The sequence below is a fragment of the Tritonibacter mobilis F1926 genome (genome assembly GCF_000376545.2).
In the GTDB taxonomy this organism is placed as follows: Bacteria; Pseudomonadota; Alphaproteobacteria; order Rhodobacterales; family Rhodobacteraceae; genus Epibacterium; species Epibacterium mobile.
In genome coordinates this window covers 322,000-337,443 of the sequence record NZ_CP015230.1, presented here as the reverse complement: position 1 = coordinate 337,443, position 15,444 = coordinate 322,000, and the positions used below count along the sequence as shown (strand labels likewise).

General features: G+C 59.3%; 17 protein-coding genes. 7 read left to right on the top strand and 10 right to left on the bottom strand.

Features of this window, described 5'->3' with window-relative positions:
- Window positions 1-2: 2 nt before the first annotated feature.
- From eda to K529_RS01635, 4 genes are all read left to right on the top strand, one after another.
- On the top strand, window positions 3-650 hold the full coding sequence (gene eda / locus K529_RS01650; protein WP_046002521.1) for a bifunctional 4-hydroxy-2-oxoglutarate aldolase/2-dehydro-3-deoxy-phosphogluconate aldolase: 648 nt from the start codon (window positions 3-5) through the stop codon (window positions 648-650).
- A gap of 141 nt (window positions 651-791) precedes the next feature.
- On the top strand, window positions 792-1,196 hold the full coding sequence (locus K529_RS01645; protein ID WP_005626844.1) for a GFA family protein: 405 nt from the start codon (window positions 792-794) through the stop codon (window positions 1,194-1,196).
- Between the two features lie 82 nt (window positions 1,197-1,278).
- Window positions 1,279-2,154 carry an NAD-dependent epimerase/dehydratase family protein gene (locus K529_RS01640; protein WP_005626846.1) on the top strand — a complete coding sequence of 292 codons (876 nt, stop codon included), beginning with the start codon at window positions 1,279-1,281 and terminating at the stop codon, window positions 2,152-2,154.
- Between the two features lie 89 nt (window positions 2,155-2,243).
- Window positions 2,244-2,777: a P-loop NTPase family protein gene (locus tag K529_RS01635; protein WP_046002522.1), complete on the top strand. Its 534-nt coding sequence runs from the start codon at window positions 2,244-2,246 to the stop codon at window positions 2,775-2,777.
- A gap of 103 nt (window positions 2,778-2,880) precedes the next feature.
- Here the strand turns inward: K529_RS01635 and K529_RS01630 are convergent, their stop codons facing one another.
- The 5 genes from K529_RS01630 to K529_RS01610 all read right to left on the bottom strand — a co-directional run bounded on the left by K529_RS01630 (window position 2,881) and on the right by K529_RS01610 (window position 7,231).
- Entirely contained in the window at window positions 2,881-3,546 is a 666-nt protein-coding gene (locus tag K529_RS01630; protein WP_005626853.1) for a D-lyxose/D-mannose family sugar isomerase, read from the bottom strand.
- 13 nt (window positions 3,547-3,559) lie between these two features.
- Entirely contained in the window at window positions 3,560-4,198 is a 639-nt protein-coding gene (locus tag K529_RS01625; RefSeq protein WP_005626855.1) for a nucleoside triphosphate hydrolase, read from the bottom strand.
- Window positions 4,195-4,971: an ATP-binding cassette domain-containing protein gene (locus K529_RS01620; protein ID WP_005626858.1), complete on the bottom strand. Its 777-nt coding sequence runs from the start codon at window positions 4,969-4,971 to the stop codon at window positions 4,195-4,197. Before K529_RS01620 ends, K529_RS01625 begins: the two co-directional genes overlap by 4 nt.
- Complete coding sequence (locus K529_RS01615; protein WP_005626860.1) at window positions 4,971-6,032, bottom strand: ABC transporter permease; 1,062 nt, start codon at window positions 6,030-6,032, stop codon at window positions 4,971-4,973. The genes K529_RS01620 and K529_RS01615 overlap by 1 nt, the downstream gene beginning before the upstream one ends.
- A 182-nt stretch (window positions 6,033-6,214) precedes the next feature.
- Complete coding sequence (locus K529_RS01610; protein ID WP_005626863.1) at window positions 6,215-7,231, bottom strand: sugar ABC transporter substrate-binding protein; 1,017 nt, start codon at window positions 7,229-7,231, stop codon at window positions 6,215-6,217.
- A gap of 196 nt (window positions 7,232-7,427) precedes the next feature.
- Here K529_RS01610 and K529_RS01605 point away from each other — a divergent pair, with 196 nt between their 5' ends.
- From K529_RS01605 to K529_RS01595, 3 genes are all read left to right on the top strand, one after another.
- Window positions 7,428-8,624, top strand: coding sequence for an ROK family transcriptional regulator (locus K529_RS01605; RefSeq protein ID WP_005626865.1), 1,197 nt, complete (start codon window positions 7,428-7,430; stop codon window positions 8,622-8,624).
- A gap of 133 nt (window positions 8,625-8,757) precedes the next feature.
- Window positions 8,758-9,594, top strand: coding sequence for a sulfite exporter TauE/SafE family protein (locus K529_RS01600; RefSeq protein WP_005626867.1), 837 nt, complete (start codon window positions 8,758-8,760; stop codon window positions 9,592-9,594).
- Entirely contained in the window at window positions 9,585-10,283 is a 699-nt protein-coding gene (locus K529_RS01595; protein ID WP_005626869.1) for a FadR/GntR family transcriptional regulator, read from the top strand. Before K529_RS01600 ends, K529_RS01595 begins: the two co-directional genes overlap by 10 nt.
- An 81-nt stretch (window positions 10,284-10,364) precedes the next feature.
- Here the strand turns inward: K529_RS01595 and K529_RS01590 are convergent, their stop codons facing one another.
- From K529_RS01590 to K529_RS01570, 5 genes are all read right to left on the bottom strand, one after another.
- Window positions 10,365-11,159 carry an ORF6N domain-containing protein gene (locus tag K529_RS01590; protein ID WP_005626872.1) on the bottom strand — a complete coding sequence of 265 codons (795 nt, stop codon included), beginning with the start codon at window positions 11,157-11,159 and terminating at the stop codon, window positions 10,365-10,367.
- 120 nt (window positions 11,160-11,279) lie between these two features.
- Window positions 11,280-12,242 (bottom strand): glucokinase, encoded by a 963-nt coding sequence (locus tag K529_RS01585; RefSeq protein WP_046002523.1) that lies wholly within the window; start codon window positions 12,240-12,242, stop codon window positions 11,280-11,282.
- 214 nt (window positions 12,243-12,456) lie between these two features.
- A complete protein-coding gene (locus K529_RS01580; RefSeq protein ID WP_005634854.1) occupies window positions 12,457-13,182 on the bottom strand; it encodes a DUF1868 domain-containing protein in 726 nt (241 codons plus the stop codon).
- A 69-nt stretch (window positions 13,183-13,251) separates the two neighbouring features.
- Window positions 13,252-14,046, bottom strand: coding sequence for an IclR family transcriptional regulator (locus K529_RS01575; protein ID WP_005634857.1), 795 nt, complete (start codon window positions 14,044-14,046; stop codon window positions 13,252-13,254).
- Window positions 14,047-14,250: 204 nt separating this feature from the next.
- Complete coding sequence (locus K529_RS01570; protein ID WP_005634859.1) at window positions 14,251-15,429, bottom strand: acetyl-CoA C-acyltransferase; 1,179 nt, start codon at window positions 15,427-15,429, stop codon at window positions 14,251-14,253.
- Between the last annotated feature and the right edge of the window lie 15 nt (window positions 15,430-15,444).

The window sequence follows — 15,444 nt, the reverse complement described above, 5'->3', positions numbered from 1 at the left end:
CCATGGCCCTTACCCCGCAAGACGCCAGCAAACAGGCGCGTGAGATTTGCGCGCTGGCCCCCATCGTTCCGGTTCTGGTCGTCCACGATGTTGCACACGCCCGCCCCCTGGCCGAAGCGCTGGTGGCTGGTGGACTGCCCGCACTGGAAGTCACCCTGCGCACCCCCGCAGCCCTCGATGTGATCCGCGAAATGGCGCAGGTCGAAGGCGGCGTTGTCGGTGCCGGTACGCTGGTCACCCCCGCCGATGTCACCGCCGCCGTTGCCGCGGGCGCCAAATTCGGTGTCTCCCCCGGCTCCACGCCGCTGTTGCTGGACGCCGCACTGGCCGCAGATCTGCCGATGCTGCCGGGTGCTGCCACCGCATCCGAGGCCATGGCGCTCCTGGAGCTGGGCTATGACATGCTGAAATTCTTCCCCGCTGAGGCCTCTGGCGGTGCGCCCGCGCTCAAAGCCATTGGCGCGCCCTTGCCGCAAATCTCCTTTTGCCCCACCGGAGGCGTCAGCCCAACAAATGCCGACAACTATCTGAGCCTGTCCAATGTGGTCTGCGCAGGTGGCAGCTGGGTCGCCCCCACCAAATTGGTCGAGGCAGGCGACTGGAAAGCCATCGAAGAGCTTGCCCGCGAGGCCAGCCAGCTCTCGCGCTAAGGCCTGCGCTTGATGTACTAAACAAACCGGCGCGGCAGTCTCTCTGCCGCGCCGTTTTTTGCGCCCCACACCGCCCGACTGAGGCTTGACCCAGGCACAAGGACGCGACACCGTACGAGCGCGCCCGCCAAAGGAGACCTCATGACACAGATTTACACCGGGAGCTGTCTCTGCGGCACGATTGCGTTTGAGGTCGCGGGCAATGTTGCAGCCTTCTTTCTCTGCCACTGTTCACGCTGTCGCAAGGGAACAGGCTCAGCCCATGCGGCAAACCTCTTTGCTCCGGGCGCGTCGGTCCGCTGGACACAAGGCAAGACAGAACTGCGTCACTACCAACACCACGGCAGCCGCCACCACCGTAGTTTTTGCGCCACCTGTGCAAGCCCGGTGCCCCATGCGGGCGATGACCACATTGTGATCCCTGCCGGATGCCTCGACACCGCCCCCGATGTGCCAATCACCGCCGGGATCTGCTGGTCGGATCGTGCCGCATGGGTCGATGGCATTGCAGCGGCGTCAAAAATTGCGGGCTTGCCAGACGCCTAGGCGCAACCCCAAAAATTTCGCTTGCCCTCAACCATAGTTGAGATCCGAAAACCGTCTCCACAGCTTCTAACGGAGACCACACATGCGAATTTTCCTTCTTGGTGCCACAGGTTCGATTGGTACGGCGGTCCTGCGCGAACTCCTGAGCGCGGGACATCACGTCACAGCACTTTGCCGATCTGACACCGCCGCCCAAGCGGTGTCAGACCAAGGGGCCGCCGTTCAACGCGGTGATATGCGCGAGCCTGAAGCATGGTCAGAGGCCCTGAAAGATCAGGATGTCGTGATCCACGCCGCGATTACATTCGATGATGAGATGGTCGCGGCGGATCGCACCGTGGTCGACACGATTCTCTCCGCCGCCGACCACCGTTCTACGCCTTTGCGCGTTGTCTATACCGGCGGGTGCTGGCTCTATGGTGACACTCAGGGCCGCATCGCGACAGAAGACGATGGCTTTGCGCCGCTTCCGGCTTTCAGCGCGATGCTCGATCATGCCCACTTGCTGATGAACGCGCCTGCCCTCGCAACCGCCACGCTACATCCCGCGATGGTGTATCACGAAGAAGGCGGCGTCTTTGACAGTATGCTTGCAGATATCAAAGCCAATCGCCCGGTTGAGATCTGGGGCAGCCGCGACATTCGCTGGCCGCTGATCCACCGCACCGACCTCGCTATTGCCTATCGCCTTCTGGCAGAGCGACCAGATCTCACGGGCCATTTCAATGCCGTGGCCCAAACTGGCGTCACGATCGGCGAGATTGCCGCCACGCTCTCCCGTTCTCACCATCATGATGGCCGTCAAACCTGCCTGCCGCGCATGGCCGTCCTTGCCCGCGAGGGGCACTGGGCCGAAGGGCCAATGTTGGATCAAAGACTCTCCTCCGCGCGCTTGATGCAGGCAACAGGTTGGTCACCCCGATACAATACACTCCAGCAGGCCTTTCCACCGGTCTGACCCTATCACGCCGCGAAAGCAATTAAAGCGTCTTGCACGTCATACGGGAAAAAGAGTACCTCGGCCCTCTTGCGTAACAGGAGGCCCAGATGCAGCGCGTGATGATCCTCGGACAACCCGGCTCGGGCAAGTCAACTCTTGCGCAAAAGCTCGGTCAGCGCAGCGGCTTACCTGTGTTTCACATCGACAAAATCCACTGGTCTGCGGGCTGGGTAGAGCGCCCCCGTGATGAGAAAACCCGCCTGTGCCTTGAAGTCCACGCGCGCCCGGCATGGATTTTTGAGGGCGGCCACTCGGCAACCTGGCCCGACCGGCTGTCGCGCGCCGATACCATCATCTGGCTCGACGTGCCGCTCGCGCTGCGCTTGTGGCGCGTCGTCAGGCGTTCGCTGATCTATTGGGGTCGGTCGCGTCCCGACATGCCCGACGGCTGCCCCGAACAATTCAGTCTGGAATTTTATCGCTTTATCTGGCGCACGCGCCACAGTTCGCGCCGTGCAATTCAGCGCCTGATCGACAATGCTCCGCCCGAAAAACACATCTACATCCTGCAAAATCTGCGCGAGGTGGAGGCGTTTTTGAACGCACTCCCCAAAAGATCAGCCCCCACACAGCCGGACTAAACCCACTCCCAGTTTCACCTTTTAAAAATACCTCAGGGCGCACAAGCGGCAGCACCCCTCGTCAGACAAAACTGTGCGCCGGGGCTTTGACCCGGCGCTCCGCTTAGTAATCAGACACCAACAGATGCGTAGGCTCTGCATCCTCGTTGATCTGGCTGAAACGTCCGATCTTCATCTCGAACACATTATCGGTGCGGTCATCATTCACGGTAGAGACCTCGCCAATCAGACAATCACTGCCCTCCGCCCAAAACGCATGCCAAATTCCGGGCATCAATGTCACGCTCTCGCCGGGCTCCAGCATCAGCTTACCCCCCGCAGGCAAGGTGCGCGCGATCCCATCGGTGGGCACAGTCACCGGTGAGACCCGGTCAATACCGCCTTCTTTATCGGGTGCGAACAATTCAATCACCAGCGTGCCGCCCCCCCTGTTGATGATGTCCTCCGCCTTGATGTTATGGCGATGCATTGGCGACAGTTGGTCCTTGCGCGAAATCATGATCTTTTCCGCATAGAGCATCCCACGCCCGGCGCTCAGATCCTCGTGGCTGCCATTGCGCGCGGTGAACAGAAACAGGCCTAGTTCATCAAATCGCCCCTGCCCATAGTCGGTAATATCCCACCCCAAGCCGCGCGCCCGAATATCGGCCGCCTCAACCGCGCGCATCTGATCCGGGGACCAATGCGCAAAGGGGGGCAGATGCACCCCATGGCTTTTGATAAAAGACCAGCTTTGATCCAAAATTTCATTCACCTCAGAGCGTTTCATGCCCCGGTCTCCTTTATGTTTCTAAGGCGGATGCTGCGCGCCAGATCAGATCTGCGGGCAGTCTGGCAGCATCAATGGCGCGCGCATTCGCCAGATCATTGCCATGCGCCCGCGCAACGGCTGCCGCGTGATCCAGACCATGATCCAGCCAACGCTGTATCAGCCGCGCTTCCAGTTCTTGGCTGGGAACTTCAAGTCGGATCGACACATCCCAAAGTGCTGCCACATCGCGCCAACCGGGCACGTCAAAGAGCAAATAATTGCCTTCAATAACTGCGACACGGCAGTCCGGCCCCACCTCTGCGGCGCCCGAAATGGCAATGTCGCGTCCCCTGTCAAACGCAGGATAGATCACATGATCCGGCTGTTTTAGCGCCTGACACAAACGCATAAATCCATGCAGATCAAAGGTCTCCGGCGCTCCTTTGCGCGCCAGCAACCCGCGTGCCTGAAGCAGGCGATTGTCCAGATGAAACCCATCCATCGGCACCACCTCGGCCTTCCATCCGCGCGCTGTCAGCGCTTTGGCCAAAGGGGCTGACAGCGTTGATTTCCCGCTGCCCGGCGCGCCAGACAGGGCCACCAACTGACGCCCCTGATGCGCGGTGTCGAGCTGCTCAATCACGCTTTGGCACAGCGCATCGATGGTCATGCGGCAGACAACTCCGGATCAGGTTCCTTTGCCCCGGTCATATAGGCCACCGCATCCGACATTTCATGCTGTTTGGGGTCAATCACGCAGAGCCGTTTGCCCAGACGATGCACATGAATGCGGTCGGCCACCTCAAACACATGCGGCATGTTGTGGCTGATCAGAATGATCGGAATGCCTCGCGATCTCACGTCCTGAATAAGCTCAAGCACCCGGCGGCTTTCTTTAACTCCAAGGGCTGCTGTCGGCTCGTCAAGGATGATGACTTTAGAGCCAAATGCCGCCGCGCGCGCCACGGCCACGCCCTGACGCTGACCACCAGAGAGCGTTTCTACCGCCTGATTGATGTTCTGAATCGTCATTAACCCCAACTCATTGAGCTTTTCGCGGGCGACTTCTTCCATACGGGCACGGTCCAACTGGCGCAGGAATTGGCCGCGCCAGCCGGGTTTGCGCAATTCGCGCCCCATGAACATATTGTCAGCAATCGACAGCGCAGGCGACATGGCCAACGTCTGGTAAACCGTCTCGATCCCCGCCTCGCGCGCGTCAATGGGCGAGTGGAAGTTCACCGGTTTTCCGTCCAGTTCCACAGTGCCCTCGTCCGGGATCACCGCGCCCGAGAGCGCCTTGATCAGGGTCGACTTTCCCGCGCCGTTGTCGCCAATCACCGCAAGGATCTCTCCCGGCATCAACTCGAAATCACAGTGATCGAGCGCGGTCACCTTGCCATAGCGTTTGACCAGATTGCGGCCTTTGAGAATGGGTTCCATTACACCGATACCTTTCTGATCCACTGGTCCACAGCCACGGCGGCGATGATGAGCACACCAATAAGGAGGTAAGTCCATTGCGCGTCGGCACCAAGCAGACGCAAACCAAGGGTGAAGACACCGACGATGAGCGCGCCAAAAAAAGTCCCCAAGACCGAACCCCGCCCGCCAAAGAGCGAGATCCCCCCAATCACCACGGCAGTAATGGATTCAATATTCGCAAGCTGGCCGGATGTAGGCGAAACCGACCCGATACGACCAATCAAAGCCCAACCTGCAAAGGCGCAGATCAGCCCCGAGAGCATGTAGACGGAAATCAATACCTTGTCTGTGTTGACACCCGAAAGCTCCGCCGCCTCCTTGTCATCACCGACCGCATAGACGTGCCGCCCCCAAGCCGTGTGACGCAGCACATAAGCAAGGATCAGAACCAGCGCGATCATGAAGATGACCCCGTAAGTAAAGACCGCACCGCCCACTTTGAATTTCTCACCAAAGAACTGCAGGAACGCAGCCTTTTCCGCAATCTCCTGACTACGGATGGTTTCATTCGCGGAATAGAGGAAGTTTGACGCCAGCACGATCTGCCACATGCCGAGGGTCACAATAAAGGGAGGCAGCTTCATCTTGGCCACAAGCCAGCCGTTAATATAGCCACAGAGCAACCCGCAGAGCAGCCCAAATGCCACGCCCATGACAGGCGGCACACCATAACGGAAGGTAAATTGCCCCATCACCACCGATGAGAGCACCATAATTGCACCAACCGACAGGTCGATCCCCGCAGTGAGGATCACCAGAGACTGCGCACAGGCGACAATGCCGACAATGCCAACTTGCTGCAGGATCAGGGTCATTGCGAAGGGGGAAAAGAACTTCGATCCCAATAGCAGCCCAAAGATCACAACGGACATCACCAGCACGATCAATGGCACCAGCGAAGGCGTTACATGCAATGCGTGCTGAAATTTCTGAATGAAACTCTGCGGGCCATGGTCGAATTCGGCCACCTTGTCCGGGCTTCCGGCAACCGCGGCTTCATAGCTCTGCGGGGTAGACATGATACTCCTCCAAATCACCCGCTGCGGCGGGGTTGGTCTTTGTTATTGTTATATTTTGGGATGAAAGGGCGACGAATACGCGCCGCCCTGTTTCAAACATGACATTTTCTGGATCGTAATCGCACTTCACCACAAGGCCTGCGCCAAAGGGGTGGGACCAGATAGGCCCCACCCTGTTCAGATCAGCCCCAGCAGAGGTTGGTGCCCTCAGTGGTATCGATGCTTTCGACACCCTCGACTGGCTTGTCAGTCACCAATGCGACGCCTGTATCAAAGAAGGCCTTGCCCGGGGTCGGTTCGGGTTTCACGCCCTCATCGGCCCATTTCTTGATCGCCTCAACGCCGAGCGAGGCCATCATCAGCGGATACTGCTGCGAGGTCGCACCGATTACACCGTCCTTAACGTTCTGCACACCGGGGCAGCCGCCATCGACAGAGACGATCAGCACGTCGTTTTCACGACCAATGGATTTCAGCGCCTCATAAGCGCCTGCCGCCGCAGGTTCGTTGATGGTGTAGACCACATTGATCATCGGATCTTTGGCGAGAAGGTTCTCCATCGCCTTGCGACCCCCCTCTTCGTTGCCTGCGGTCACATCGTTACCGACGATACGCGGATCGGTCTCATCACCCCATTTGTTAGGGTCGCCCAGATCAATGCCAAAGCCCTGAAGGAAGCCCTGATCGCGCAATACGCCCACTGTCGGCTGGCTAACGCCGAGGTCGAGCATCGCGATTTTTGCGTTTGCCGCCTCATCGCCAAGCGAGGCTGCCGCCCACTGACCGATCAACTCACCCGCAAGGAAGTTATCGGTCGCAAAGGTTGCATCAGCGGCATCAATCGGGCTGAGCGGCGTGTCGAGCGCGATCACTACCAGACCGGCATCACGGGCCTGTTGAACAGCCGGAACAATCGACGAAGTGTCCGATGCCGTCAGCAAAATACCCTTAGCGCCATCAGCGATGCAGGTTTCAATCGCAGCCACCTGGGTTTCATGATCACCGTCAATTTTACCTGCAAAGGACTTGAGCTCCATGCCCAGTTCCTCCGCCTTGGCGGTCGCCCCTTCTTTCATTTTCACAAAGAACGGATTGGTGTCCGTCTTGGTGATCAAGCAGGCGGTCACCTTCTCATCGGCCTGCGCAGCGCCGGCCAACAGGGCCGCACCAGCTATCGTGGTCAGCAAAAGTTTCTTCATGGTCTCCTCCCAGAAACAACAATCTTACTCTGTGTATATGCATCGCTTAGCCCTCTTCTTCGCTGGGGCCCTCGCTGTGACTGACTGCATGAAAACCGTGATTCCACGTTTCTGTCAATAAATAAATAAAGTTGATTTATTAACTCAGCGCGCGCAAGCTCTTGCCTCAGATAAGGGAGGAGCGCATAGACCGGGCATGACAGATCCACGTCCTCACACCACCGGCGCAAGCCAAAGTGAACTGCGCGCTTATAACGAGCGGTTGTTGCTATCGCTGCTGCATCAGGACGGTGCGCTACCGGGGAGCGAGATGGCACGCCGCACCGGGCTGTCGTCGCAGACAGTTTCGGTGATTTTGCGCAAGCTTGAACAGGATGGTCTGGTCCAAAGGGGAGAAAGCCAGAAGGGCCGCGTGGGCAAACCTTCGGTCCCAATGAGCATCAACCCAGAAGGGCTGTTTTCCTTTGGAATAAAGATCGGCCGGCGCAGCACAGATCTGATGCTTACGGATTTTTGCGGTGGCGTGCGTGCTGAACGACGGCTCCGCTACCCCTATCCCCAGCCCACCGAAGTATTCGACTTTATCAAAACCAGCATCGACGAGATCAGCGCTGACCTGAGCGCAAAACAACGTGCGCGTATCTGTGGTATCGGTGTGGCTACGCCATTTGACCTCTGGCGCTGGCACGAACAAATCGGAGCCCCCAAGGCCAGCCTCACCGCATGGCGCGCCCTTGATCCCGCAACCGAGATCGCCCGGTTTAGTTCTCTCAAAGTCTTTGTGATCAATGATGCCACTGCGGCGTGCCGTGCCGAACATATGTTCGGCAGCAGCCGTCGGTGGCGCGACAGCGTGTATTTCTTCATCGCCTCCTTTATTGGCGGTGGCGTGGTGCTGAATCACTCCGTCTATGAGGGCGGCATGGGCAACGCCGGTGCACTTGGCCCCCTGCCCTCCCAACGGGCCGATGGTCGCATTTGTCGCTTGCTCGATAGCGCCTCTATCCGCGAACTCGAACGGCAGCTCAACGAAGCCGATATCGACTCCAGCGCACTTTGGCAGCAGCCACAGGACTGGAGCCCCTTCGCCTCCCTTGTTGATCAATGGCTGGAAGAAACCGCCTGCGCACTCGCGCGGGCTGCTTTGACAACCTGCGCGATCATCGATTTTCAGGCCGTGGTGATCGATGGTGCCATGCCTGCACCCGTCCGCAGCCGCCTCGTTGAACGCATCCGACGTGAACTCCCCACATTAGATTCGCGTGGTTTAATTCTGCCTCAGGTGGAAGAAGGCCAGATCGGCGCAAATGCCTCGGCCCTTGGCGCTGCGGCCAAACCTCTGATCGCACAGTACCTCCTCGACACACACGCAGGTTTTGCAGCTCCAAGCTGAGGCAATCCTAACGCACGACCGCCCTATTCCCTCATGTGGTAAGCGCTGGGGTTGACGAACAATTTATGCAGCGCGTAAACCAATCTTAAATTGGTTCCCCAAGGTCGGGAATGTAAAAGCGGGCAGGATCGACATGCTGGAATTGGAAACACTCTTGCCCTTGATGGGTGTTGCTGCGGGTGCGGGCATCGCTGGCGGCATCCTTGCGGGGCTACTCGGTGTCGGTGGCGGTATTGTTATCGTTCCTGCCCTCTATTTTGCACTTGGCCTTACGGGTATGGACCCAGCTTTGACGATGCAAGTGGCCGTGGGCACCTCGCTTGCAACCATCGTGTTCACGGCGCTGTCGTCGGGGTATGGCCACTACAAAAAAGGAGCGATCGACATGGCGCTCCTAAAGCTCTGGGCCCCTTCCATTCTCGGCGGTGTGGTCATCGGCGGCGTCTTGGGCGGGCTGGTCTCGGGCAATGTCTTGCTGATCGTCTTTGCCACAATCGCAATGGCGGTGGCACTGGATCTGATCCTGCGCAAACCCAAGGAATCCCCTGAACCGCGCTCTTTTTCCAAACCCGTCTGGGCCGCGCTTGGGGTCTTTGCTGGTGCGGTGTCCGCGATGATGGGCATTGGCGGCGGCTCTGTCTGCGTGCCAACACTGAGCTTTCTCGGCTATGACATCCGCAAAGCCGTGGGCACGTCTGCCGCCATAGGGTTCATCATCGGCCTGCCCGGCGCGATTATCTACATGGCAACTGGCTTTGGTGCCGAAGGGTTGCCACCGCTGTCGCTGGGTTATGTGAACCTGCTGCTGGCGGCCGTCATCATTCCCCTGTCGACAACCTTTGCCCGCGTGGGGGTGAAGCTCGCCCATTCAATCCCGCGCCGCGCTTTGAAGCTGTCGTTTGGGCTGTTCCTCATGGCAACCTCTATCCGCATGTTTGCGGATCTGGCGGAGCAGGCAGGGTGGCTCTGAAGCCCGCCACGCTCGCTCAGACTGACTTGCGTGCGGCCATTCTTCAGGGGGATTTTTCCACGGATGGCCGCTTGCCCCCGGAACGCGTATTGGCTGAAAAGCTGGCCATTTCGCGCACACAACTGCGAGGCGTATTGGACGCGCTGGCCAAAGAGGGGCTGATTTTCCGCCGTCACGGTCAAGGCACCTTTCTGCAACCGCCCCCCGTGCAAGGGGCTGAACGGCTGAGCGCGCTTGCCCGGCGGGTTTCGCCCCGTGATCTGATGGAGGTGCGGCTGGATCTGGAACCAGCACTGGCTGCCCATGCCGCAACCCGTGGCAGCACCGAAGACAAATCCCGCCTTCTTCACCTGATGGAAGACAGCCTTATGGCACCCGATCTCGAAAGCTACGAGCGCGCTGACGACATCTTTCACTATAAGATCGCCCAAATGGCAGGAAACCCGGTGTTTCTATCCCTATTTGAGGAAATTCGCACCCTGCGTCAGGCAGCGGATTGGAAACGCACTCGCCGCGAGGCGCTCGGCCTTGAGGAAATCGCCGAGTTTTCGACCCTACACAGCGCCATCGCAAATGCCATTTGTGCCGGCTCCGCAGAGGCCGCGCGCAGCGCAATGGCGGAACATCTGCAACAGGTCTCCCATGCGCTGCGCCGCAGTGACACTTGGCTTGAGAGCCCTGAGATGTGATGCGCCATTGGCGCGACGCCCGTCCGGCGCGTCAGCGCCATAACCTGTGCGCCGCAGGCGCTCCGCTGGGTCACCCGGATGTCAGCTGCCCAGATCGGTCAACACCGCCAACAGCGTATCCACATCGCCCTGTTCCAGATAGCGCTGGACCTCGATGACAATTCTCAGCTGCTTGGCCAGATACGCCAACTGGCGATGATTATTCTCAATGTGCCGCGCGGAAATCTCGGCATCGATCGCCTCTGCTTCCTTCAGGAGCTTATGCACCTCGGCAAGCGTCTTTTCATTGGCGATATCCTGCTTTTTCAGATGCGCCTTGATCGCAGAAAGCCCCTCCAGCGCGATGGTGCGCGCCTCGTCGCGCACTGAGGTCTCCTGTACAGGATCGGCAATGGCATCCAGCACCCGGCCCAAGGCCGCGTCGAGCTTGGTGACCAAACCGCTGCGCTCGGAACTCGCAAGCGGCAACAGATCATTCACCGGCAGCGACAGCGGCAGGTTCTGCCCCTTGGATTTTGACAAAAGCCCCCGACGCGCAGCAACAAAGGTACGCACCACAAAACGAGACGCCTCAGCCGCGCGTGGTGATCGCATAAGCGTTGCTGCCATCACCGCACCGTGTTCAGTATACATCATCGGCGGATGGCGCTGCCCCCCATGGGCTTTTGATATTCCGAGTTGGAATTTCAAGTCGGCAAACTCGTCCTCATTCAGGCGAAAGGCAAAATCCTCGCCAAAGCGTTCGGCGTTGTTGTTCACCAGTTTGTTGAGGTTCCCTGTGGTGTAGGAAAACAGCGCCGCAAGATCTGCGTCCCGGATCACCGGTTGACCCCGAAAGGTGAAAATCTGTGGCGTGGTCAATGTCTCGTCCGTCATAAAGGCGCTGAAACTCCGCTTTGGTCAAATCCAATGGCCCAATGCTTGATCTTCCATCCCGGAATATCAAGATGAGAGTGCACCGTCTCAGCGCCCCATGACAGAAAGGGTCAGATCCGCCTACCGCGCCCGCAGGTAATTCCGCGCCCCGATCAGGCCAAAATTGGGCTGATGATAGAGATGCAGCGGCAACTCTTCACGCCACGCGGTATGACGCCCGCCCGCGTTGAACGCCTCCACAAAGGCATCATCAAAGATCCAGGGGTTGGCGGCAGCAACGCCCCCGGTCACGAACACGCCCCCTTTGGCCGCGAAGACGAGGCCGAGGTCACCCGCGACCCCGGCGAGATACTGCGCAAACAGCTCAACCGCGCGCACCGCTGCGGTGTCGAGCCGGGCATGGGCGGATTGAAAGATCTCGGCCCCCGTAGAAAGCGGCGCAGTCAGTTCCATGCTGCGCGCCACCGCGCGATAAAAATAGGGTAGCCCGGTTCCCGACAGGATCCCCTCCGCCTCCACCGCAAGCCCCGGCCCCATGCCGATCTCAGGCCACTCTTCCCGCAGGGCCTCAAAGATCGCGACCTCTTCGGCGGTGCGCGGGCCGATTGCCACATGACCGCCTTCGCCGGGCACCACGCAGGGTTCGCCATTGGCCCAGATCAAGGCCCCGACGCCAAGCCCTGTGCCGGGACCGATAATCAGGCAAGGCTCCTTGGGAAACACCGCCCGCCCTTGCAGAACTGTCACATCCCCCTCACCCACAGAAGCCAATGACCAAGCAGCCGCTTCAAAATCATTGAGCACTTTGACGCGCTCGGTCTGTAGGGCAGCAGCGATACCGCGTTCCGAGAAGCTCTGGTTGGCGTTGGTCAGCTGTACCGATCCCGCGCGCACCACGCCCGCCGCCGCAATCACCGCACGCCCCGGCGCACTGGCGCGGTGGGCTGCAAAATCTGCGCAGGCCTCTTCCAGATTGCGCGTGCCCTTGCTGTCATAGCGGGCCTGTTCGAGGATCTCGCCCTCGACGTTCACGGCCGCAAGCCGCATATTGGTTCCGCCGACGTCAGCGATCAGATTCCACATCTTAGCCCCTCCAGCCCGCCACGCACACAAGGTACGGGCAGACCCGATGCTCAGGTTGTCAGTTGCCAAGGGTCAAACAGGCTCAGCGCGCACAGGTCAAGTCTCGCAGGTCATTTCACGACCGCTTTGCTGACCGCGAGCCAAAACCCGCGTGACTGTCGCGCAAGAGCGCGCAGGGCGCAAGTGTTAGCGCAAACAAATTTCACGCGAACACTTACTGCGTCAGATAAGCCACCGGCTCGAAATGGTACATGTCTTCGAAGTTGCACAGCTCCAGCGGCCCAAGATCGATCCGGGCCAGCTGCGCCGCATAACGGGCAAAGACCTCATCCGAGAAGGCCACAAGGTCTGCCGCCTCCGCCGCATCCAACCAGCGTAAAAGATAACCAAGGGTCGAATGAAACGTATAGGTGTCAAAGTGATCCGGACGCAGCCCGGTCATCTCGCGCAGAGAGACGCGGGTGGCGCGCAGGCGGGCGTCTTCGGTGGCATCAGCCCCCTCAAGGGTCACGGAATGCCCGGCAAACAGGCCCCGCGCACTCACATGTCTGCTCTTTGGAAGGTCCTGACCCACCAACCTGTCCTGAAATGCCGCCGTCACCTCATCCCGCGTTGCACCCCGCGCGATGCCAGCGGGCCAGTTCCGTTCATCTGGAGCGATCCCACCAAACACTGTCATATGCAGGCTAGAAACCGGGAGCCATGTGAAGAGCGCACCAAACGGGCTCTCACGGACATCATTTTGCATCTCACACAGGGCCGCATGCGCGTCGCTGCGCGGGTCGATATGACAGATCACCGTATTTCCCGGCCAATGCAACACAGTTCCATCGGGTGCAAATTTCCCACCCTGCCCCGGCTCTGTAATCGCAGCCGGACGGTTGGTTTCAGCATCGGCACCGGTCAAATGCCGTATCGGGTCTGGGCGAAAGATAGCCATCGGGTCTCGTCCTTGAGTGGTCTGACCCACCAGCCCTATCGCCCTTTCATGTCAGGTGTTTGACAGCCGCTAGGCCGATGCAACCGCTGACACCGCGTGGCCCGTCAGCGCTTTCAGCTTATCCACCGCTTGCACCAATTCTGGCCCAACCTGTTCATGAATGCGCGCATTGCTCAGGTCATCCACATTGGCCCCACAGAAGATCGAGACCGGTTCGCCAATTTCAGACGGGCGAAACGGGGTGGCAACCGCATTGATCGCCCGGGAGTAGCGCACATCTTCGCACACGCAGGCATAGCCAAGGCGGCGCAGCTGCGAGCGATGATAGTCCCACACCTCTTCGCACATCTCCGCTGCCTCAACCGACAACAGTGTTTCCAGCTTTTCGCGCTCTTCTCGCGACAGCGCCCCTAAATAGGCAATCCCGGATGAGGAGGTCATCACCGGCATGCGATACCCGACATCAAGCCAGATAGTACCGGACCCTTCTGGCCGCCACGTTTTGACAATCAGCATATTGCCATCATCCTGAATGGCCACGCCCACCAGTGCATTCACCTTATTGGCAAGGGCCTGCATGATTGGTGAGGCCACCGTCACAAACCCAAAGGCCGCGGAGGCGATGTTGCCGAGCGCTAAAGCCGCAGGACCAAGGCGATATTTGTCGAAATGCCGCCCATGCGTGAGATAGCCGAGCGCACAGAGCGTAAACGTCAGACGTGAAACCGTCGAACGCGGAATGCCGGTGCGTTCGGAAATTTCGAGATTGCCCAGCCCGTTGTCCGAAGGACGAAACGCACGCAAAATCTTGAGCCCTCGGGCCAGAGTATTGGCGTATCTCCGATCCTGCTCGAGATCGCGCATCGTTTTTCGTCCTTTAGCATCACCTGAAGGCGCAATCATACAAAGTTTTCTCGCGTTAAGAAAAGTAGATTTACTAAGACTCTCAATGCATTTGCCGTAAGATCACCAATGATTGATGAGACATTTGCAGTCGTGGTGATGGCACGCTGGTTTTTGCGTGCCATCTGAGTTTTACAGGACCAGCCCGGCCCCAAAAGCGGTGGATCAGAAGATCTCAAATAGGCCTGCCGCGCCCTGCCCCCCACCGATGCACATGGTCACCACACCGAGTTTCGCCCCCCGGCGCTTGCCCTCAAGGAGCAAATGCCCCGTCATCCGTGCGCCCGTCATGCCAAAGGGGTGGCCGATAGAAATGGACCCACCGTTCACGTTGCAAATTGCAGGATCAATCTCCAGCCGTTCACGACAGTAAAGCGCCTGCGACGCAAAGGCCTCGTTGAGTTCCCACAGGTCGATGTCGGAAACCTTCAGACCATGGCGTTCCAACAGGCGCGGCACCGCAAAGACCGGGCCGATCCCCATCTCATCGGGTTCACAGCCTGCGGTGACAAACCCCTTAAGCGCGCCAAGCGGCTCTAGTCCTTGCTGTGCGGCAAGATCTGCGTCCATCACCACCAACGCCGCCGCCCCATCGGAGAGTTGCGAGGCGTTGCCAGCGGTCACAAAGTTACCCTCGCCGCGCACGGGTTTCAGACCCGCGAGACCCTCAAGCGTGGTGTTGGGTCGGTTGCAGTCATCCATCGAGAATGTCACCTCTTTATAGGAGACCTCCTTGGTTTCCTTATCGGTGATCTTCTGCGTCACAGTGATGGGTACGATTTCATCGTCGAGCTTGCCTGCAGCCTGCGCCGCTGCCGTGCGCATCTGGCTTTCCAGTGACAGCTCGTCCTGCGCCTCGCGGCTCACGCCATAACGCTGCGCAACCACATCGGCGGTCTCGATCATGGTCATATAGACTTCGGACTTATTCGCCTCGATCCATTCGTCCCGGCGTTGCGCCGGGCGCGAGGGCGGCATTTGGCTGATGCTTTCCACACCGCCCGCGATGGCGGCAGAGGCGCCCTCTAGTGTAACCGCATGACCCGCCATGGCGATGGCCTGCAGCCCGGACGAGCAAAAACGGTTCACCGTCGCAGCGGCCACCGTCACCGGCAGCCCCGCGCGCACCACAGCCTGACGTGCGATATTGCCGCCAGTCCAGCCCTCTGGATAGCCGCAGCCAATAAACGCATCCTCAATCAGTGCCGGGTCCACTTTGGAACGCGCGACAGCATGTTGGATCGCATGGCCCGCGATATGGGCACCATGGGTGTCGTTGAAGGCGCCGCGATAGGATTTGGCGAGACCCGTGCGGGCAGTGGAGACGATAACGGCTTGTTTCATAGGTAGTTCCTCCCC

Coding starts and splice junctions, on each gene's coding strand:
- K529_RS01605 (WP_005626865.1), top strand. CDS start 7,428: ATGACAGATCCACGTCCTCACACCACCGGCGCAAGCCAAAGTGAACTG.
- K529_RS01610 (WP_005626863.1), bottom strand. CDS start 7,231: ATGAAGAAACTTTTGCTGACCACGATAGCTGGTGCGGCCCTGTTGGCC.
- K529_RS01620 (WP_005626858.1), bottom strand. CDS start 4,971: ATGGAACCCATTCTCAAAGGCCGCAATCTGGTCAAACGCTATGGCAAG.
- K529_RS01645 (WP_005626844.1), top strand. CDS start 792: ATGACACAGATTTACACCGGGAGCTGTCTCTGCGGCACGATTGCGTTT.
- K529_RS01600 (WP_005626867.1), top strand. CDS start 8,758: ATGCTGGAATTGGAAACACTCTTGCCCTTGATGGGTGTTGCTGCGGGT.
- K529_RS01635 (WP_046002522.1), top strand. CDS start 2,244: ATGCAGCGCGTGATGATCCTCGGACAACCCGGCTCGGGCAAGTCAACT.
- K529_RS01580 (WP_005634854.1), bottom strand. CDS start 13,182: ATGGCTATCTTTCGCCCAGACCCGATACGGCATTTGACCGGTGCCGAT.
- K529_RS01575 (WP_005634857.1), bottom strand. CDS start 14,046: ATGCGCGATCTCGAGCAGGATCGGAGATACGCCAATACTCTGGCCCGA.
- K529_RS01585 (WP_046002523.1), bottom strand. CDS start 12,242: ATGTGGAATCTGATCGCTGACGTCGGCGGAACCAATATGCGGCTTGCG.
- K529_RS01590 (WP_005626872.1), bottom strand. CDS start 11,159: ATGACGGACGAGACATTGACCACGCCACAGATTTTCACCTTTCGGGGT.
- K529_RS01570 (WP_005634859.1), bottom strand. CDS start 15,429: ATGAAACAAGCCGTTATCGTCTCCACTGCCCGCACGGGTCTCGCCAAA.
- K529_RS01625 (WP_005626855.1), bottom strand. CDS start 4,198: ATGACCATCGATGCGCTGTGCCAAAGCGTGATTGAGCAGCTCGACACC.
- K529_RS01630 (WP_005626853.1), bottom strand. CDS start 3,546: ATGAAACGCTCTGAGGTGAATGAAATTTTGGATCAAAGCTGGTCTTTT.
- eda (WP_046002521.1), top strand. CDS start 3: ATGGCCCTTACCCCGCAAGACGCCAGCAAACAGGCGCGTGAGATTTGC.
- K529_RS01615 (WP_005626860.1), bottom strand. CDS start 6,032: ATGTCTACCCCGCAGAGCTATGAAGCCGCGGTTGCCGGAAGCCCGGAC.
- K529_RS01640 (WP_005626846.1), top strand. CDS start 1,279: ATGCGAATTTTCCTTCTTGGTGCCACAGGTTCGATTGGTACGGCGGTC.